The organism is Draconibacterium mangrovi, from assembly GCF_010586825.1.
Taxonomy (GTDB): domain Bacteria; phylum Bacteroidota; class Bacteroidia; order Bacteroidales; family Prolixibacteraceae; genus Draconibacterium; species Draconibacterium mangrovi.
The window spans coordinates 1455336-1474793 of the sequence record NZ_JAAAGB010000001.1 but is presented as its reverse complement, the minus strand read 5'-3'; the positions used below and the strand labels follow the sequence as shown (position 1 = coordinate 1474793).

Sequence of the window (19458 nt, the reverse complement as noted above, 5' to 3'; positions counted from 1 at the left end):
CTAATTTTTTATTGCTTCAAATTGGCAGGCCGTAGAACACAATCCGCAACCTGTACAAATATCTTCGTTGATCACTATTTCTGTCGATCCGTTATTTCCTTTACTTTCAATGGCCAAACAACCAACACCCACACATTTGCGGCATTTTGTACACGCATCCTGATCGATGTAATACTGTTTTTCTTTTGGCAGTTTGAATTTTGTAACACAAGGTTTTTTCACAATCACCACCGAATTGGTTTTAGAATTTACCGCTTTCAGTATTGATGCTTCAAGATTTTCAGATTCATAGGCGTCAACAGTTACAACATCTTTTACACCGATAGCTTCGCATACTTTGGCAATATCCAGTTTGTTCTCCGGTTTGTAATTGAACCCAAATTCGCTGGATGCCACATTCTGTCCGCCGGTCATTGCCAGGCAGCTGTTGTCCACAATAATCACTGTCGATTGACTATTGTTGAATATCAGGTTCATCAGCCCGTTCACTCCGGTTGCCCAGAAGCCACCATCACCAATCATGGCCACAAAATTCTCGGTATTGTTTTTTGCCACGTTGTAACCGTGCGCCAAAGCAATACTCGATCCCATACATTTTTGCAGGGAATACGATTCCATATGCGGGAAACAACCAATAAGACCACAGGTAACATCGGCCGCCGCCTTTATTTTATGTTTCTTTAATACGCGCGAAATAAAAAGGTGCGAACAACCGGCACAACTCACCGGCAACCTAAAAGGTACGCCTTCCTGGGGTGTTCTCTTTGGTGCATCCGGCACCAGTTTTTCCTCGATAACATCGGGAGTAAAACGCATCATCTCCGGAAATTTTGGCCACAGTTCTTTCCCGATAACCGAAATGCCCAGATCCTTGATATTCTTCTCCATAATATCGTGGCCATCTTCAATCACATAAAGTTTGTCTACATGTTCGGCCAGTTGTTTTATCTGCTTTGCCGGTAGCGGCGTAACGAGCCCAAGTTTAAGCACAGAGGCTTCGGGCAAAACTTCTTTTACGTAATAGTAGGGAGTACCGGCAGTTATTATCCCGATCTTTTTGTCATTCAGCTCCAGCCTGTTTATTTCGAAATCGTTGCTGTCTTCAGCCAAACGGTTCATATGCGCAGGAAAATCGTTAAAGCACTTGGTCAGTTTTGGATGCTCCGAACCCTTTGCTTTGGTCATAATGGTAGTCATTATCACCTTACTGAAACTGATTGGATATTTATTTCTGTATTTTTCTTCGTAGGTATAATCCGGATCAATTTTTACGCCGCTGCTGGTTTTGCAAATTACAGAAGTGATTTTAAAGATCACCGGAGTGCTGTATTCTTCACTTATCTCGAAGGCCTTTATCATAAGGTCTTTGGCTTCCTGGCTATCGCTTGGCTCCAATACCGGAATGTTAAACATATTCCCGTAATGACGGCAATCGTTGTAATCGTCGCCAGCAATTCGGCCCACATCATCGCCAACCACCAATACTAATCCGCCATTGATTTGACTACCGGCAGCTCCGCCCAATGCATCAGCAGCCACGTGTAAACCTACGGTCTTCATTATTGCCATACTCCGGTAACCTGCAAATGAAGCACCAATGGCAACCTCCAAAGCTACTTTTTCATTCGTCGACCATTCGCAATAAATCTCCGGGTGTTTCAGATGTGTATAATCCATTACCTCTGTAGAAGGTGTTCCCGGGAATCCGGAAGCAATTTTTACACCTGCTTCAAAAGCACCTCTGGCAACTGCCTCGTTACCATTCATCATTTGCATTGTTGCAAGCTCAACTCCAATGTCCATAGTTCAATAGTGATTCCTCTCCGCAACGAGAATACGTTTATAGATTTTTAGTAAATGCGGGCAAAAATATATTAATTATAGATTTATTAAAACTTTTACTATCAAATTGATACAGATGATCTGTATTTTGCAATAAATGTTGCATGAGAGCAACCCTGCTAACGCGCCCCCGAAGTCTCGGGGCTTTCGTAGTGGTATACTGGCTGGATGTATTTACAAGGAATGAGTACAAAAACATTGTACCTGACACTTTACGTTATTGTCAGCAGGAGAAAATGGCGTGTTGAATGATGTTATTGTAGTAAAATAGTAAGCACGCGAACCCTTTCGCGTGGTTCTAACAGTTATTTTAGTTTCCCCCACAAACGCCCCGCTTTACAAAAGAGCTTTTTGGTGGCGTCTTCCATTCTTTTATCGGCTTTGCGGTAGGCTTCGCTTTGGTGAATTTTTTCGGCCGCTTCGTCTATTTTGGCTTCTGTTTTTTCAATCCAGTTTTGGTCTTTCTTTTGTTCGGGAGTGTTTTCCATTTCTGTAGGCTTCTTCTTTTCTTCCATGTTTTACGGCTTTCAGTGTTACCCTCAAATGTAAGGAATTAATGTGGCAAATGAAGTTTAATGTTCAGATTGCGTAACCAGAATGTTTTGAAAATCAAAGAGTCCGGGGTTGTATGAAATTATCAATATGATAAGAATATTTTCGTTTTGATAATTTAATCGATATCGCTTAAGTGCTTAAGCCCCTGTTAGAGTGAGCTTTATTTCTTCTGCCTGAGTTGGCATCATGCTTGTTTTTGCGATTACCATAAAAACATTTTGACGATCCATAGCATATAATTCTTTACAACAAAATGGATTAGAAAGAGGCGTACCCTGTATGCCTCTTTTTTGTTGGAAGTTGTGACCAGATGACGGAGACCGAAAAAATCTTGTTACGGCTGGGGCCTTACGTGGTTCAAGAGTAAATTGCTTCTTCTGATGCTTGAAGCAATCCGGGCTCATCGGTGGCAAAACTTATACCCAGATTCCTTTTTTGGGCGGATTACCGTATGAGTCAAAATCGTCGCCGTTTTCGCGTAACGCAGCTTTTAAGTCATCAACAGAAAACTCAAATCCGTCTTCAGCGGCCATTTTACAAAATTCCTCCATCGAGAAGCAGTTGTCGTACTTAACACGAAACTGACGGTCATCAGCACCTTTATCCAGAAACTCAAAAACTCTTTCCTTTGACATGGTTATTCAATTAATTGATTAATAAAATGAAATTATAACAATGGTTTTAATTGCTAATAATCGCTATAAATCCCAATATGATGTCAAAAAGTAATTGAAAAATTGTTTTGAGTTAACAATTTGATATTGTAGTCGGGGGTTCCTTACCTTCCTGTCAGTCGCAGAGGGACGAAATCCCAGTAGAAAAAAATTAATCAGAAAACAAAAGTGCCTTAGGTACGAAACAATTAATTGACATTTTGTAATTTTAAATACATAAAACACAAATGTTATGGCAAACACATACACCCAAATTCATGTTCAGGCCGTCTTTTCAGTTCAAAACCGATTGTGTGTTATTCGTCCCCAATGGGAAACCGATTTGTATCGATACATAACTGGTATTATCCAAAACAACGGACATAAATTGTTGGCCATAAACGGAATGTCCGATCACCTCCATATCTTTTTTGGATTGAGACCCAACCAGTCTCTTTCGTCACTGGTGCAGGATGTAAAAGCCAATTCTTCAAAATGGATCAATCAAAATAATTTTGTTTCGGGGAGATTTTCGTGGCAGGAAGGATTTGGTGCTTTTTCGTATAGTAGATCGCAAATTAGCCAGGTAGTTGATTATATCGAAAATCAGAAAGAACATCATAAAACAAAATCGTTTACCGAAGAATACATAAAGTTTCTAGAGGATTTTGATATTCCTTTTGATGAGCGGTATATTTTTAGGCCAGTATAACCCTGGTTTTGTTTCGTACCTACGGCACTTCTGCAGCAGATGTTTGCTGCTTTTACCGACTTTTCGTCCCTCCGGGACTGCCTTGAATGTGTATTATATTTTTAGCAATTTTCCGTCACTACAATGCTATTCTTGAGGAACAATATCAAGAATAGGATAAAATATAAAAGTCCCGGAGGGACGATATGCCGGTAGCATCGTAGATGTGAAATATCGGTAGTGCCGCAGGTACGAAACAATTCACAGACCCATAGGGACGGAATATAGGTATCATCCAGAATGTGTGAATGAGTTTAAATCAACTATAAACACCTAAAAGATCTTTGTATACGATCGTTTAAAATGGTAACCGTATACGGCATAGGTTATCGCCATTGGAAACATGTCGCGGCGGTGGATCAAACTCCAGAAAAACAGTTTCCAGTAGTATTTCCGGTCGCGGTCGAGAATACCAATAATAAAAACCGACCTGAAGAATGCTTTTAATTTGGTAGCATTCATTTTGTTTTTAGATTTTACCTTTGGCTCGAAGTCTTTCAGAAAATTTTTTACCCGCTCGTAAAATGCTTTGCCACTGTATATGCCCCGAATAACCTGGTTAAATCCATTCCGGAGCTTTTCGCTGTCCATTTTCGGTATAAAATTCATGGCATTGCTGGTATTATCGCCATCCCAGTCATCAAGAATCCGCCCTTCGGATTGTAGTCTTTTGTACAGCTGAGATTTGGTTGGTGCGTTCAGCAAACCAACCATTGCCGAAATGATTCCGCTTTCCTGGATAAACTGTATTTGTCGCTGGAAAATATTGGGTGTATCGCTGTCGAAACCAATAATAAAACCGCCCAATACTTCCATGCCGGCTTTTTGCACTTTTTTTACACTGTCGATGAGGTTTCGGTTTTTGTTTTGCACTTTGTTGCATTCGTTCAGCGACATTTCCTCGGGCGTTTCTATGCCAATAAAAACGCTCAGGAAACCGGCCTGTGTCATTAAGTTCATTAACTCTTCGTCGTCCGAAAGGTTTATCGATGCTTCGGTGGTGAAATGAAAAGGATAATTGTGTTGCTCCATCCAGGTAATAATGGCCGGAAGCAGTTGTGTTTTTATGCGCTTTTTATTCCCGATAAAATTGTCGTCAACAAAAAATACCGAACCCCGGAAGTTTTGATCGTAGAGATTTTGTAATTCGGTAATAATCTGTTGGGTAGGTTTTAGCCGGCATTGGTGACCCAGTAATGCTGTAATGTCGCAAAATTCACAATTAAACGGGCATCCGCGCGAAAACTGGATAGATTGTGATGTGTATTTATTCAGCTTAACCAGCGAATAATCGGGTACCGGCGAATCCTTCATGGTGGCAAACTGTTCGGTTTGGTACAGGTGTTTTGGGGTACCGTTTTCCAGATCTTTAAGGAAACGAGGCAAGGTAATTTCTGCTTCGTTTAATACCAGGTGGTTTACATTGCTGAACTTCTTATAATCGGCAGTAAACATTGGCCCGCCGGCAACAACCGGAATATTCAGGTGATTGCAACGTGCTATTACCGTTATTGCCGACAGAATCTGGGTGTTCATCGCACTGAGAAAAACATAATCGGCCCAGACCAGGTCTGATGAATGTAGTTTTTCAATATTCATGTCAACCAGTTTTGTTTCCCAATGTTTGGGTAACAACGAAGCCACAGTAATTAACCCCAGTGGCGGGTAGGCGGCTTTTTTGGAAACAAATTTCAGGGCATATTTAAAACTCCAAAATGTATCGGGGTATTCCGGGTATACCAGTAATATTTTCATCGTCGACTGTTTTTTTTTGATTGCGTAATTGTAAAGTTCGTAACGATGATCCGGAATAAAAAGTTAATGGGATTAGAGGCCGGGAATAGTGACCGATAAAGGAATTTAGGGAAAACTGTCGTTTATGAGGGGCGAACGGCAGTTTTCCCTAACCCGTGTCTTTTTAAGGAGTATGGTGGTGTTGAAAGGGCTATTTTTTGTTTGTTGTCTTATTTTTTACGTCTTAAAGATGGTGAACTTTTACACCGTTATCCGGCCACAAAATTCAGCCACGAGGTGTTCTCGTCGTAGCCATCAACCACTTTTTCTTCGTTTTTAAAGTTAAAGGCCGACATCAATTTGGTGATCTCCTGTTGCAGGAATGCCACACTACCATCGATCAGCTCTTTGTTAAATCCTTTCTCCGAGAGGTCTAAAACCTGGTTCAGCGAAATTACGCGGCCAATGATTTTGCCCATCTCAACAAGCTTGCGCTGTGGTATCTGAAGGTCAAGATTAAAATCAACCTGGTTTTTTACAAAATGCACTGCTTTATCGGTCAGGTCGTAACCTTTCAAAAACTGAAACAGGTTACGCTCTTTGGCGCGTTTCATCATTTTTACCAGCCCCTCCGAAATTTGTGCGTAAAGAATATCATTCGATCCTTCAAAGATCTGAAACGGACGGCTGTCGGCAGTTCCTCGTCCGGCAATATGATTGAGTTTATACGCCTTTGCACCCACCAGCTGAACCACCGATTGGGCAGCTTCCTGCATTATATCGGTAATCACACTTTTTACGGCGTTGGCTTCCATTCCCTGCGACGACAGGTCGACATCCAGCCCCGCTTTTTCGCTACTGTTGGCACACATGGCCGAGCAGATGGTATACGAAGCCTGCAGTTTCGATAAACGATGTTGCACGCGGTCGTAGTTAAACAGGCTTTTTCCGCCCACCATTCGTTCTTTGCAGTGTGTTAATGCCTCGTCGAGCATACGCTGAATAAAGCCCATGCCCATTCCGGGGAACTGCATACGGCTTCGGTGTAACAGGTCGAGCATCATTTTAACACCCGTTGTTTCGGGCACCAGTTTATGCGTTTGCGGCAGTTGCACATCAATACGGTTTCGTCCGTAGGGGATGGCATACAAACCCAGGTTCTCGAAAAACTCTTCCACCACAATATTTTGTCCGGGAGCGGTTACATCGCATAAAAAGAAGTCGATGTCGCGCTGCAGTTTCTCCGATTTTGACTGCTGACGTGCCGAAAGCAACCAAAAGTCGGCCCAACCGGTTAATCCTGCCCAGTGTTTTTTTCCTTTCAGGTGGTATTTCGACTCCGACTCAGTGTACGACGTTTGCATGTTTAAGGCATCGCTGCCATAATCCGGTTCGGTAATCATTAAACCGCCCATGGCTTTATCGTTTAAAAAGCGATTAAAAACGTTTGCTTTTACCTCATCTTGTCCAAATTTTCCAAAAGGCTGCAGAAACAAAGCCGAGTTAATTCCAAAGGTTAACGACAGTGCCAGCGACTCGTAGGATGCTGCTGCCAGCAGGCCTATGTTTTCTTTCATTACTCCACCGCGTCCGCCATATTGTGTTGGAATACCCACCGAAAGTGGATTTGCCGACATAATTTCGCGCATTACAAACGGTGGAAGTCCGCGTTTTAAACTCAGTTGATCGATATCGGCCCGTACATGAAAAACCTGTTTCATTTTTACTTTCAGGTTTTCTAAAAATTCTGAAAACGGGATAGATGAGGTTTGATTGTTATTGGAAACCGGTGTTGTCCCGGTTGTAGCTACTTGCATAAATTCAATTTATAATGATAGTGGCTTTTAGCGCCACGGATTTACTTAAACGAAATCGGCTCCATATTGTTCTGCCCAAAAACATTCTTTGCTGAATTAGGATCGAAATTTTTGAAAGTCGAACGAGTCCCAACAGTAAGCTCTATTGCGTATCTAAGTGTTTTTTCGTAACTTTTTGTTCCTGTTTTGCATGGACGAAAATGTTGACACTTTAGCACACAGGTACAAAAACGACATTCGTGTCATGCCCCGATTGTTTTGGTGATAAGAGCTGAAAACCTAAGGCTGGTTGCAGTAGCAAAACAATTTTCAAAAGCCGGAGATCCCTTTTCTATAATTATCCTGATCCATTTTAACCAAAATTCAATTCATGAAAAGACTGTATCTGAATCATTCTCTTTGGTGTTTGATCGGTTTTTTGAGATAAAAAAAAACAAAACAACTGGTTACCTGCTTGTTAGTACCTGGCATTTACTAAAATAAATTAGCATGAAAAATCGAATTCTGTTATTTGCTGCCGCTTTGCTATTTGCCTGCACTGCAAACCACGATCAGCTGCAGGGTACCTGGAAATTGGTTGAATATAAAAGTATTGTTGATGGTGAAATTGCCTGGACCATTCCCGGAAATGCTGAAGGGGAACAACTAAAAAGCTGGTCGGGCGAATATTTTATGTTTGTGGGTAAATTTATTTCCGACGGCACTACCACTCCTAATTATGGCAGCGGAACTTATACGCTTAATGGAAATCACTATACGGAACATATTACTTTTCATATTTCGGAGGATTATATGGGAACAGACGAACGATTGCTTTTGGAGTTTAAAGGCGATACGCTGATTCAGATTAACCCTGTAAATGTAGACTGGAGCTACGACAAAGACAATTATCGAATGGAGAAATATGTACGGGTGAAATAATTTTGAGAATATCCTGTTAATTCATCCGCAGCGTTCGTTGAGCACGATACATTACATAACAAACTTTTAATGACGATACTGCGGATTTAGAAGGCTTCGGGTGGCGTGGCGTCGCCCGGAGCCTTTGTTTTATACACACCGTTTTATTGGTGTTTTGGTTTGTGAAACTGTCTTTTATCCAGTGGTTTAAACAAAATTGCCTGCCTGTGGTTATAATTGAGACTTTCATGTCTTAAATAAGATTTGTCTTCTTCGAAAAGCAACCAACAATTGAAAAAACATGAAGATACTCAACAAACCATCCGGGTGGATTAAGATTACTCATCATCTTATTACCATTTTCCTTTTTGCTTGGCTTGTGCAATACCTCAAATATTTTTCCCGAAATGATAGAATAGCCCTGATAAATAATTTGAGTAGCAGTCAATAAATCAACGAATTTAACTTAGTGATTATGAATTCCGAAGAACTAAGAGCAATACAGGCGCCCCTGAAAGATAAATACAAAATCGAACCCGATTCGGCAGTTGTCACGCTTAAGGCGGAAGGTAAAATTGGAGAAGGAATTTCTTGTAAAGTTGAAACCGGAAGGGCACTTGTCGAAGCCGGACTTCATCCTGCTACGGGCGGTGACGGTTCACTGGCCTGTTCGGGCGATTTATTGCTGGAAGCCCTGGTTTCGTGTGCCGGTGTTACACTTCGTTCGGTAGCTACTGCCATTGGAATAGAACTCCGAAGCGGAACGGTAAAAGCCGAAGGCGACCTAGATTTTAAAGGTACACTCGCCGTTTCGAAAGAAGTGCCGGTAGGATTTCGAAACATCCGGTTAATGTTTGAGCTGGATTGCGATGCCGATGAGGAGAAAAAGAAAACCCTGCTAAAATTAACCGAACGATATTGTGTGGTTTTACAGACGATTACTTCTGCAACTCCTGTTGATTCTGAAATTATTACCTCCTAACAAATAAGTAAGCCTATGCTGCAATTAGTAAAAGATTTGACTTCCAACAGACGTTTGCCGGCTTTGGCAGATAGCGCCTTTCTACGCTACGTCACCTTTGCAGCTTTGTATTTCGCACAGGGTATTCCAAACGGGTTATTTATGTTCGCAATGCCGGCATGGATGGCAGCAAACGGAAAAACTCCGGCCGAAATAGGCAGTTTTATTGCCATAGTGGGTTTGCCATGGAGTTTTAAAATTATTGCAGCTCCCTTAATGGACCGCTTTACGTATTTGCCTATGGGCCGACGCAGGCCTTGGATTTTGTTTGGTCAGGCGGGATTGGTAGCCAGTTTTCTTTTATTGGCAGTTATAACTGATCCACTAAACCGTATGTCTGTTCTAATGATTGCCGGTTTTATGAGCAGTTTAGCCAGTATTTTCCAGGATATTTCCATCGATAGTCTGGCTATCGACATTTTGCCGGAAGATCAACAGGCCCGGGCCAATGGTTTAATGTGGGGTGCCAAAGCTGCAAGTATTTCAGCTACTGTTGCCGTTACCAGCTGGCTGTTTACCAATTATAGTTTTATGATTGCCATGAATTTATTTGGTATAGTCATTTCGGCAATCATGCTTTTTCCTTTGCTCTTAACAGAACGTCGCGGAGAAAAGCTTACTCCATGGACAGCCGGAAGTGCTTCTCCCGAAGCAAAAAAGATTCAACTCAACAGCTGGAGGCTTATTCTAAAAAGTTTGCTTAGGGCTTTTAGTTTGCCCGTGAGTCTGATCCTGGGAGTTGCCGTTTTTGTTTATCGGATAGCATCGGCTTATGTTACTACGCTTCTGCCGATTTTTGCCGTGCAGGAACTGGGCTGGAGCGATGCCCGCTATTCACATGTTTTTTCGATAACCGCTTTCGTTGGAGGTATTATGGGCATGTTTGTGGGTGGTGCAATGATCGACATCTTCGGAAAAATAAGGATGATCGTATTTTATGTGTTAGGGCTTATTACCTTGATGATGGTAATGTCGTTATTACCTCAATATTGGAGCAACGATACTTTTATAATAGGCTTTATTGGTGTTTTTGCCATTCTCGATACTTTTATAACAATTGCGATTTTGGCTGTGGCCATGCAACTGTGCTGGAAACGCGTTGCAGCCACCCAGTTTACGCTTTATATGGCAATTGCCAATCTGGGAATGTCGGCAGGTGCCTGGATAATGGGCGAAGCAAAAGTTTATTTAAACTGGCAACAGGTATTTGTGTTCTACCTGATTTTTATGGTGGTTGTATTGGCAATAATACCATTTGTCAGTTTTAAAAGACACAAAAATAAGATGGAGAAACTTGAAATCAAATACGGGTGATCTGACGTTACCAATGCAGAATTGCCATTAAAAATAAATGAATTGATTATGCTCCGATTCTTTTCAAAAATGCGCTACAAACTTGCTGCCGAAAACCGGGCCGCCAAATATATGCGTTACGCCATTGGCGAAATTCTATTAGTGGTAATCGGTATACTAATCGCATTACAGGTAAATAACTGGAACGAACAACGCAAAATTCAAAACGATATTGAAGAAACTAAGAAGTCGTTGGAACAAGAGTTGGAAAACAATATTTCTTCAACCAGTTATTTGCTAAATGTGGGCTATGAATTAAGCGATGTGTTGTATGAACTTGAAACCCAAAAGACACTCAGAGATCTAAAGTATGGATTTGGTTCTTTCTATGGCAAGTTTGGTATTTTCGACACCTATGTACATGATCTGCAGACCGAGAACTTAAATGCTTTAATTGCACTTGAAAAAAGGCTGTTGCCTAACGATAAATTCACTCTTTTTATTGCTAAAAATCTAAAAAAGAATATTGTACAGCGACAGGAGTGGGAGGCGAAAGCTACAGAGCTGAGTCTGCAAAGATTTAAAGAATTTTCGGATGAATTGCCCTGGTTTTATGATACAGATAGTATCGCAAATGAAAAAAGGGAGAACTATATACAGAACAATCAAATTTTCAGAAATAAGGTTATTCATTATTTAAACTTTCAGCTTAATGAAAATTTTTATGGTGCTTCAACCATCAGAAATATGTCTCTTGTGCTACTGTGGGATCTGCAGCATAAAGGGAAAAGCAATGTTGATTTTGGTAGCTTTCTTACCGACAGAGGATTAATTCCATTCAAGAGTTTTGATTGTGATTTAGTAAGCCAGGTCGAGCCTGATTTCATCGGTTTCAGGAATGTATTTATTGTTTATAATCCATCTTCCAAAGAAGTACTATTACACAAAATCAACAGAGAGAATAACGAGAATATAAGAACAAGGGTAAATCCTGAATCTCGCAGGATAATCTCTATAAATGACCAGGAATATATTCAAGTGGGGGATGATTGCGAAAGGGTGTATTATCCGGTAAGAAACGGATTTTTGTTATTGGATAAACAGGTGGATTAAAACGCAGTATATATCCTGCAGGATTGAACTGTTTGTTATCTATTCGCTGGTATTTAGATTGTTACTGAACATTTAAGCCGTTGTTAAAGTTATTAGTTGAAACTTAACTCAAGATCATGCTCCGTTTCTTCTCAAAAATGCGCTACAAACTGGCCGCCGAAAACAGGGCTGCAAAATACATGCGTTACGCTGTTGGTGAAATTTTGCTGGTGGTAATTGGGATTGTAATTGCCCTGCAGATTAACAACTGGAACGAGCAGCGAAAAATTCATATCTACGAACATAAAATAATAAGTGATTTAGTGATATCGCTTGATAACGATTTGGGGATCTACCACATGTTATTAGGTCGCCTTGATTCCATGGAATTCGGGGTTTCAAACCTTTATCGTTTAATGGGCAAAAATGAGAGTTCTGCAGATTCGCTTCAGAAATACCTGCCCTATCTTTCTATTGGAATAAGATTTGGTTATGATCCCGGTGTGTACGAGTCGTTAAAATCTGTAGGATTGGATAAGATTACAGATGGTTCTGTTTGCGCAGATCTGGCTCGGTTGTATGATTTCCTGTATCCGAGAATAAATGCGATGATTGATAATGAATATAGGCAACCAGGCAAAGAAGCAAAAATACTTTTAGATAAATTCTGGCTTAGCGGTGTTGAGGTGGGGCCAAATGGGGAAGCGTCGATTATTGGAAGGGTAGAAATTAAAGATCCCTTTCATAATCAAGACTTTCTTAATGGCCTAAAGTTGTACTCAAATACCTACAAAAATGCCCGGTACCGTATTGAGTTTATAATAAGCGAAACAGAGAAAGTGAAAGAATCGCTGGAAAATTATATCAGGAAACAGATGAAAACATAAACGAAATTTTATGCTACGATTCTTCTCAAAAATGTGCTACAAACTGGTTGCCGATAACAAACTGAGCAGAAGCGATGTTTGAAGAATCATCAGAGTTAATTCACACCATCGATATTTACTTAAAAACAAACAAGTAACTATTCATAACAAAATTTATAAAAGATCACCTCATGAAGAAATCTACATTGTTTTTTGTTTTCACTCTGCTTTTTGTGGCAGTTTGCTCAACGGCATTTTCGCAAAACAGCTTAAAAACTCCGCTGCAGATCAACGACATTTTCGATATGGAAATGGTTGCCGATGCGCAGATCTCGCCCGATGGTAGTAAAATTATCTACCAACGTGCCTTTATGGATATTATGACCGACAGGAAATATGCCAATCTCTGGATTGTGAATGCCGACGGAACTAACCCGCGCCCGCTAACACAAGGAAATCAGAACGATGTAAGTCCGCAGTGGTCGCACGACGGCACCAAAGTGGCTTTCCTCTCCAACCGGCAAGATGAGAAAATGAAACTCTATGTAATGTATCTCGATACCCGACAAATGGTGGCACTAACCAACACCAGCCAAACGCCGGGGCGGTTTCAGTGGTCGCCAGACGACAGTCAGCTGGCGTTTACCATGTTTGTACCTTCGAAAAAGAAATCGTTGCTAGAGCTGCCTTCAAAACCTGAGGGTGCCAAATGGGCCGAGCCGCCGGTGTATATCGACGAAATGTATTACAAAGCTGATGGCCGTGGTTTTCTGAAACCCGGAAATCGTCAGATCTTTACCATTGGAATGGATGGAGGAACTCCGCGCCAGTGGACAACTTCTGCACACGATCATAGTTCTCCGAGTTGGGCAGCTGATGGAAAAACAATGTATTTTACAGCCAATCTCCATGATGATCATGAACTGGTTCCTTATAATTCAGAAGTGTATAGCCTTAGTCTCGAAAGTGGTGAAATTGCTGCACTTACCACCCGTTTTGGACCTGATGATTTATCGGCTGTTTCTCCCGATGGGAAAAAAATTGCCTACACCGGTTTTGACGATCGTTTTCAGGGCTACCAGGTAGCAGCACTTTATGTGATGAACGCTGATGGTTCGGAACCAAAAATTCTGACCGCTGAACTCGATCGCGATGTTGAAAACGTAATTTGGAAAAATGATAGCAAAGGTCTGTATTTTCTGTATGGTGATGAGGGCGATAACAAGATTGCCTATGTAAGTCTTTCAGGAAAAGTTGAAACCCTTGTTGAAGGAGTTGGCGGACTTTCGCTGGGTCGTCCGTATAATGCCGGAGGTTTTAGTGTTTCGAATAACGGAAGTTTTGCGTATACGATTGGCGCAGTTGATCACCCGGCTGATCTGGGGGTTTTTGCAAACGGAAAATCGCAACGATTAACCAACCTGAACAACGACCTTTTTGCCTTCCGCGAAATTGGAAATGTGGAAGAGATTTGGTGGGAATCATCTTACGACGGGCAAAAAATTCAAGGCTGGATTGTTACTCCTCCAAACTTCGATCCGAATAAAAAATACCCAATGATTCTTGAGATTCATGGTGGCCCGTGGACGATGTACGGCAGTTCATTTACAGCCGAAATACAACTGTTTGCAGCTGCCGGTTATGTAGTGCTGTATTCCAATCCGCGCGGTAGTACCGGTTATGGCGAAGCCTTCGGAAATGCGATTCACCACAATTATCCGGGTAACGATTACGATGATTTGATGTCGGGAGTTGATGCCGTTATCGACCGCGGATACATTGATACCGACAACCTGTTTGTAACCGGAGGTAGCGGCGGTGGAGTGCTTACCGCCTGGATTGTGGGTAAAACCGATCGTTTTAAAGCTGCGGTTTCGGCCAAACCCGTTATCAATTGGGCAAGTGAAGCCTTGTATGCCGACCTGGCAATCTGGGCTACCAAATATGTTTTTGGTGATAAACCGTGGGAAATTCCTGAAGAATATTTCCGACGTTCGCCTTTGTCGTTGGTGGGTAATGTTAAAACGCCAACCATGGTACTTACGGGAGAAGCAGATCAACGAACGCCGATACCTGAATCAGAGCAATATTACATGGCCCTGAAACTTCAGGAGGTGGAAACTGCCATGGTTCGTATTCCGGGAGCCTCGCACGGCATAACCAGCAAACCAAGTGGTATGGCGTATAAAGTGGCTTCTATTTTAAGCTGGTTCGAACATTACCGAAACAAATAAAATATGCTTCGTTTCTTTTCAAAAATGCGTTACAAACTGGCTACCAAAAACAGGGCCGTAAAATATCTGCGTTATGCTGTTGGAGAAATATTGCTGGTTGTAATCGGGATTTTGATTGCGGTGCAGGTGAATAACTGGAACGAACAAAGAAAACAGGCTAAGGAACGAAAAGCACTGATTCAATCGCTGATATCAGATTTTACTGCTACCCGTTTACGCATCGAATCCATTCAATCAGAAATTGAACAAAGTATTCAAAGAACTTCCCGGTTTCTGTCTTTGTCGTACACAAATAATACAAACGTATCGGTTGACTCGCTTCAATATTACCTTTCGGGGGCTTTTGTAATGCCGCCTTTTGAGCCCATACTTACCTCATACAACCAGGCTGTTTCAACCGGTAAAATTGGCTTAATCCAGAACAAGAAATTTTTAGATGATATGTCTAAGTTTTTAATAACGTATTCCTGGCATAAACACACGGTTGATCTCAGTGGAGAGATATTCTATCTTGGATCGATATGGGAAATACGCAAGCAAATTGGCAACCTTGCTTCATTAGCGGGAGAGAGCCGGAGTTATAACGGAACGAGAAAAATTGTTTCTGAAGCCTATAAACTAAGCGATGAGGAGTACCGTGCTTTTATAAAAAAGCCGGAAGTTTTTGCTGCAATTGATAACATGCAAACCATCTATTACAACATTCTGGAAAATTCGGAAAGCATGGATAAGGAAGCAGAAATATTAATCGAAGAACTTGAACAAACAAAATAGTTAAATCAAATGATCCGATTCTTTTCAAAAATGCGCTACAAACTGGCAGCCGAAAACAGGGCTGCAAAATACCTGCGTTACGCGATTGGAGAAATATTGCTGGTTGTTATCGGGATTTTGATTGCAGTTCAGGTGAATAACTGGAACGAGCGACGAAAAGAAAGAATACAGGAACAACTGCTGATTCAATCGATTATTTCTGATCTGAAATCGGACACGCTCATGATAAACCAAAACTTAAGGATTCTGCAAGCAGATACAACGAAGGTTTTTGGATTTATTAAAAGAATGTCGGACAACAAAGTGACCATCGACACGCTTGTTCAGATTGCCCGTTTTGAATTTGATCCAAGAACTCATGTCAACGCAACTTTCAACGATAATACATTTAAAAGTTTATTGTCAACCGGAAGTTTAAAAATACTGGAAACATGGATTCAGGATGAGCTTCTGCAAATCAATGAGATGCACGATGCCAACATTTCGCGTACCCAGCTTAATTCGGGTGCCTATGTCAGTCAGATTACAGCTTTCGCAAGGAAGTATCCATTATCCGACTATGGAAATATTTCTCCTGTTTCGAAATTGGCTGATGCGATCTGGGCAGAGGCGGAATTTGAAGAACTGGGTGTTTACCTGAACGCCATGCTTGCTATCCGAAACGTTACGAATTTGTACGCGATTAATCAGCTGAAAGAAATTCTGGATAAAACGAATGAGTTTCTTGTCCGCATCAATAAATACAACAATTCACCAAATCCTTAAGTTATGTTCCGATTCTTCTCAAAAATGCGCTACAAACTAGCTGCCGAAAACCGGGTGGCCAAATACCTGCGATACGCCGTTGGTGAAATTTTGTTGGTGGTTATTGGGATTTTGATCGCACTGCAAATCAACAATTGGAATTCAAACCGTATTGATCGGTTAAAAGAGCGGGAATACCTCGAAAATTTTCTGGAAGAATTAAAACGGGACTCGTTGTTTCTGAATGTGTATTGGGAGAAGGATTACCCCGAAAAAGTTAAAGGATTGGAATTGGCACGGAAGTATGTGAAGTACGGTGTTGAAATTGATGATACAGTCGCTTTTTTTTCCTCCATTGGGAAAGGCGGGAAATTGAGCCGTGCCGCTGTTTTTGAAGAATCCAGTACCTATAAAGACATTATCAGCACCGGAAATTTAAAATTGATTCGTAACAAACACCTGCAGTTACAAATCATCGACTATTACACTTCCATAAGTACAACAATTACTTATATGGATAATCTGCGAGGTGAATATGCCACATTTGTAAATTCTTTGATCCCTTATAATCCGCAGGAACGTTATGAGCCCGATTGGAAAGATTACGAACGCGGGCTTCAAAAAATGAAGTCGGATGAGTTTTTAAGTCTCTCGAACCAGGAGCTGACTTATGCATACTCGCTTAACCGGCGAATGGATCGTGTGAATACCAGATTAATTCCGTTACTTGGTTTGATAGAAGCCGAACTCAGTACTAAAAAGTGATAAAGGAGAAAAACTTTTAATTGGTTACTCTTTTTTGTTCTTCTTCGGAAGCCGTACTTCGTTTTCAACTTACCTAAGCATCCAACCTTTTCAAAAAAATAAAGTATAAAGGAAGAGGACAGTAGTTTTATCTCGATAGTACTGTAAACCATTGAATTACAAATGCACTAAAAACAAAACGGATGCTACGGTTAAATCAACTTACAGAGCGCTTTGAGCTATTCCTGCAGCGTTTAACCGAAAACGAAACGATAAGCGACTGGGATAAACTGGGGAAAAAATACATGATGGTACAAGGCATATTTGCCTTTACCGGTTTAACGATAATGTTGATTGTTTCGTGGAGTATTTCGGCCAAACTTATCTTTGAATTCAGCCTGATTTACATTCTTATTGTTTGTGTGTCGACCACTATTTTCTATTACGCCCGGAAAATGGACATGGTAATTAAGTTGTTTAAAATACTGATGATCGTGATTTCGTCGGTGTATGTAGCCCGAATGGGTGGGCTGTTAACGTGCGGAGGTTTGTTTTTACTATCGATTCAGGCGGTAACCAGCTCGGTAATTTTGCGTAAACCGAAACTTATTTTGCCGGTTAGTATTGTGTTTGGAGTTGCCATGTTGAGCTTGTTAATATTTGATCCGTATTTTCCAAAAGAACAGGCACTAAATCCGCAACAAAACCTGCTTTTCTTTTTTGTAAGCCTGATCATTATAACCGGATACATCTTCTTTTTTAGTCTTTATGCAGTGAATTTGTTTACAAAAATGGAGGAGCGTGAGGCACAAAGGCAAAAGGAAATGAACGAGGCTAAAACCCGTTTGTACACCAATATTACGCACGAGTTTCGTACACCTTTAACTGTTATTCTGGGGTTGGCCGATTCGCTGCGCTCAGAAAAAGAAAAGAGTTTCCAGGCAAAAGCTGATACCATAATTAAAAATGGCAAAAGCCTGCTGCAGCTTGTCGATCAGTTGCTGGAACTGAGCAAAATGGAATCGGGGAACCTGTCGGTAAAAAAGATACACGCCAACATTGTTCCGTTTTTGCGCTATGTGTTTCAGTTGCAGGAGTATTATGCCGAAGAGAAGAAATTGAAAATGACATTTGAAGCGGATTCACAGCATTATGTGCTGGATTTTGACCCGGAAAAAATAACGGTTATCGTTTCTAATTTACTGGGTAATGCCATAAAATTTACTCCGGCGGGTGGATCGGTAAAAATGCATGTGCTGGTTGAAAACGGAATGTTGAATATTATTGTGAGTGACACCGGTATTGGAATTCCTTCAGAAAAGCAGGATAAGATATTTGATCGTTTTTATCAGGCTGATGACAAAAATACCCGAAAGGTTGGTGGTGCCGGGATTGGACTGGCACTTACCCGTGAGTTGGTTGCTTTGCTTAACGGTACTATCGAGGTAAATTCTGTACCCGGAAAAGTAACTGTGTTTAAAGTAAAATTGCCTGTAACAAGTGCTTTGCACATCAAAGAATTTCTGCTGCCCGAGCAGGAAACAGAATATAGAGAGTTGGCAGAAATGCATTCTGCAGAGAATAAACATGCAGGCAAGGAGCGTTTGCTTATTGTTGAAGATAACCCCGATGTTTTAGGTTATTTGCAAGCCTGTTACAGCGATTATTTTAGCATACAGTTGGCAAAAAACGGCAAGGAAGGTTACGAAAAGGCGGTGAATGAAATTCCGGATGTGGTGATCAGCGACGTAATGATGCCCGAAATGGATGGTTTTGAGCTCTGTAAAAGACTAAAAGAAGATATTCGCACCAGTCATATTCCAGTTGTTTTGCTGACGGCAAAAGCCGATATCCCTTCCCGTATTGAAGGATTGGAGCATGGTGCCGATGCTTATGTGGTTAAACCTTTTAATCAGCAGGAATTACTGGTGCGTCTGCAAAAACTGCTTGAGCTTCGTAAAAGCCTCTACCAACGATTTAGTAAAGGCAATGGCTTTGATTACAGCACCGATCCGTTGATGCAGCACGAAGACCGTTTTATGAAAAAGCTGCATTCGGCCATCAGTGAAAACCTCAACAACGAAGATTTTAACGTACCTGAACTTTGTGAAGAAATGGCCATGAGTAAATCGCAGCTGTACCGAAAGTTTAAGGCACTTACCAACCAGTCGGTGGCGCGTTATATACGGTCGTTACGCATGCAGAAAGCAAAACAGCTGTTAAGCACTTCATCGATGAATATTACCGAAATTGGCTACGAGGTGGGAATGAAAAGTTTAAGCACCTTCAGCCAGGTGTTTAAAGAGGAGTTTGGCGAAAGTCCGCGCGAATTTCTGCTGCACGAAAACGAAAAAAGCTATAACTAATAGCCGGGAAAATTCAGGAAGTATTTGGGAAAAACCGGAAAGCTTCTTGTGGCATTGTACAGTACATTGCAG

At 41.2% G+C, this 19458-nt stretch carries 16 protein-coding genes; 11 read left to right on the top strand and 5 right to left on the bottom strand.

Going from position 1 to position 19458, the window contains the following annotated elements; genetic code table 11:
- From G4420_RS06050 to G4420_RS06040, 3 genes are all read right to left on the bottom strand, one after another.
- On the bottom strand, window positions 1-1803 hold the full coding sequence (locus G4420_RS06050; RefSeq protein WP_163322645.1) for an indolepyruvate ferredoxin oxidoreductase subunit alpha: 1803 nt from the start codon (window positions 1801-1803) through the stop codon (window positions 1-3).
- 344 nt (window positions 1804-2147) lie between these two features.
- On the bottom strand, window positions 2148-2357 hold the full coding sequence (locus G4420_RS06045; protein WP_163322644.1) for a hypothetical protein: 210 nt from the start codon (window positions 2355-2357) through the stop codon (window positions 2148-2150).
- Between the two features lie 456 nt (window positions 2358-2813).
- Window positions 2814-3032 carry a Nif11-like leader peptide family natural product precursor gene (locus G4420_RS06040; protein WP_163322643.1) on the bottom strand — a complete coding sequence of 73 codons (219 nt, stop codon included), beginning with the start codon at window positions 3030-3032 and terminating at the stop codon, window positions 2814-2816.
- Between the two features lie 271 nt (window positions 3033-3303).
- Here G4420_RS06040 and tnpA point away from each other — a divergent pair, with 271 nt between their 5' ends.
- Window positions 3304-3762: an IS200/IS605 family transposase gene (gene tnpA, locus G4420_RS06035; RefSeq protein ID WP_163322642.1), complete on the top strand. Its 459-nt coding sequence runs from the start codon at window positions 3304-3306 to the stop codon at window positions 3760-3762.
- A gap of 312 nt (window positions 3763-4074) precedes the next feature.
- Here the strand turns inward: tnpA and G4420_RS06030 are convergent, their stop codons facing one another.
- Both G4420_RS06030 and G4420_RS06025 read right to left on the bottom strand, forming a co-directional pair.
- The gene (locus G4420_RS06030; protein ID WP_163322641.1) at window positions 4075-5556 is read right to left on the bottom strand and encodes a B12-binding domain-containing radical SAM protein; all 1482 of its coding nucleotides are present in this window, start codon (window positions 5554-5556) and stop codon (window positions 4075-4077) included.
- Between the two features lie 248 nt (window positions 5557-5804).
- A complete protein-coding gene (locus tag G4420_RS06025; RefSeq protein ID WP_163322640.1) occupies window positions 5805-7352 on the bottom strand; it encodes an acyl-CoA dehydrogenase family protein in 1548 nt (515 codons plus the stop codon).
- Between the two features lie 489 nt (window positions 7353-7841).
- Between G4420_RS06025 and G4420_RS06020 the strand changes: the two genes are divergently transcribed.
- The 10 genes from G4420_RS06020 (at window position 7842) to G4420_RS05975 (ending at window position 19386) form a co-directional block, all read left to right on the top strand.
- On the top strand, window positions 7842-8273 hold the full coding sequence (locus tag G4420_RS06020; protein ID WP_163322639.1) for a hypothetical protein: 432 nt from the start codon (window positions 7842-7844) through the stop codon (window positions 8271-8273).
- Window positions 8274-8727: 454 nt separating this feature from the next.
- A complete protein-coding gene (locus G4420_RS06015) occupies window positions 8728-9234 on the top strand; it encodes an OsmC family protein (protein ID WP_163322638.1) in 507 nt (168 codons plus the stop codon).
- Window positions 9235-9249: 15 nt separating this feature from the next.
- Window positions 9250-10587 carry an MFS transporter gene (locus tag G4420_RS06010; RefSeq protein WP_163322637.1) on the top strand — a complete coding sequence of 446 codons (1338 nt, stop codon included), beginning with the start codon at window positions 9250-9252 and terminating at the stop codon, window positions 10585-10587.
- Window positions 10588-10635: 48 nt separating this feature from the next.
- Window positions 10636-11679, top strand: coding sequence for a DUF6090 family protein (locus tag G4420_RS06005; protein WP_163321583.1), 1044 nt, complete (start codon window positions 10636-10638; stop codon window positions 11677-11679).
- Window positions 11680-11795: 116 nt separating this feature from the next.
- Window positions 11796-12545, top strand: coding sequence for a DUF6090 family protein (locus G4420_RS06000; RefSeq protein WP_163322636.1), 750 nt, complete (start codon window positions 11796-11798; stop codon window positions 12543-12545).
- A gap of 170 nt (window positions 12546-12715) precedes the next feature.
- Window positions 12716-14758, top strand: coding sequence for an alpha/beta hydrolase family protein (locus tag G4420_RS05995; protein WP_163322635.1), 2043 nt, complete (start codon window positions 12716-12718; stop codon window positions 14756-14758).
- 3 nt (window positions 14759-14761) lie between these two features.
- Window positions 14762-15532, top strand: coding sequence for a DUF6090 family protein (locus tag G4420_RS05990; protein ID WP_163322634.1), 771 nt, complete (start codon window positions 14762-14764; stop codon window positions 15530-15532).
- Window positions 15533-15541: 9 nt separating this feature from the next.
- A complete protein-coding gene (locus G4420_RS05985; RefSeq protein WP_163322633.1) occupies window positions 15542-16297 on the top strand; it encodes a DUF6090 family protein in 756 nt (251 codons plus the stop codon).
- Between the two features lie 3 nt (window positions 16298-16300).
- On the top strand, window positions 16301-17041 hold the full coding sequence (locus G4420_RS05980; protein ID WP_163322632.1) for a DUF6090 family protein: 741 nt from the start codon (window positions 16301-16303) through the stop codon (window positions 17039-17041).
- A 182-nt stretch (window positions 17042-17223) separates the two neighbouring features.
- Window positions 17224-19386: a hybrid sensor histidine kinase/response regulator transcription factor gene (locus G4420_RS05975; RefSeq protein ID WP_163322631.1), complete on the top strand. Its 2163-nt coding sequence runs from the start codon at window positions 17224-17226 to the stop codon at window positions 19384-19386.
- Window positions 19387-19458: the final 72 nt, after the last annotated feature.

What these genes read in the sequence shown, in the direction of transcription:
- G4420_RS05990 (WP_163322634.1), top strand. Translation starts at nt 14,762, where the DNA reads ATGCTTCGTTTCTTTTCAAAAATGCGTTACAAACTGGCTACCAAAAAC.
- G4420_RS05995 (WP_163322635.1), top strand. Translation starts at nt 12,716, where the DNA reads ATGAAGAAATCTACATTGTTTTTTGTTTTCACTCTGCTTTTTGTGGCA.
- tnpA (WP_163322642.1), top strand. Translation starts at nt 3,304, where the DNA reads ATGGCAAACACATACACCCAAATTCATGTTCAGGCCGTCTTTTCAGTT.
- G4420_RS06000 (WP_163322636.1), top strand. Translation starts at nt 11,796, where the DNA reads ATGCTCCGTTTCTTCTCAAAAATGCGCTACAAACTGGCCGCCGAAAAC.
- G4420_RS06015 (WP_163322638.1), top strand. Translation starts at nt 8,728, where the DNA reads ATGAATTCCGAAGAACTAAGAGCAATACAGGCGCCCCTGAAAGATAAA.
- G4420_RS06050 (WP_163322645.1), bottom strand. Translation starts at nt 1,803, where the DNA reads ATGGACATTGGAGTTGAGCTTGCAACAATGCAAATGATGAATGGTAAC.
- G4420_RS05985 (WP_163322633.1), top strand. Translation starts at nt 15,542, where the DNA reads ATGATCCGATTCTTTTCAAAAATGCGCTACAAACTGGCAGCCGAAAAC.
- G4420_RS06025 (WP_163322640.1), bottom strand. Translation starts at nt 7,352, where the DNA reads ATGCAAGTAGCTACAACCGGGACAACACCGGTTTCCAATAACAATCAA.
- G4420_RS06010 (WP_163322637.1), top strand. Translation starts at nt 9,250, where the DNA reads ATGCTGCAATTAGTAAAAGATTTGACTTCCAACAGACGTTTGCCGGCT.
- G4420_RS06040 (WP_163322643.1), bottom strand. Translation starts at nt 3,032, where the DNA reads ATGTCAAAGGAAAGAGTTTTTGAGTTTCTGGATAAAGGTGCTGATGAC.
- G4420_RS06005 (WP_163321583.1), top strand. Translation starts at nt 10,636, where the DNA reads ATGCTCCGATTCTTTTCAAAAATGCGCTACAAACTTGCTGCCGAAAAC.
- G4420_RS06045 (WP_163322644.1), bottom strand. Translation starts at nt 2,357, where the DNA reads ATGGAAGAAAAGAAGAAGCCTACAGAAATGGAAAACACTCCCGAACAA.
- G4420_RS06020 (WP_163322639.1), top strand. Translation starts at nt 7,842, where the DNA reads ATGAAAAATCGAATTCTGTTATTTGCTGCCGCTTTGCTATTTGCCTGC.
- G4420_RS06030 (WP_163322641.1), bottom strand. Translation starts at nt 5,556, where the DNA reads ATGAAAATATTACTGGTATACCCGGAATACCCCGATACATTTTGGAGT.
- G4420_RS05975 (WP_163322631.1), top strand. Translation starts at nt 17,224, where the DNA reads ATGCTACGGTTAAATCAACTTACAGAGCGCTTTGAGCTATTCCTGCAG.
- G4420_RS05980 (WP_163322632.1), top strand. Translation starts at nt 16,301, where the DNA reads ATGTTCCGATTCTTCTCAAAAATGCGCTACAAACTAGCTGCCGAAAAC.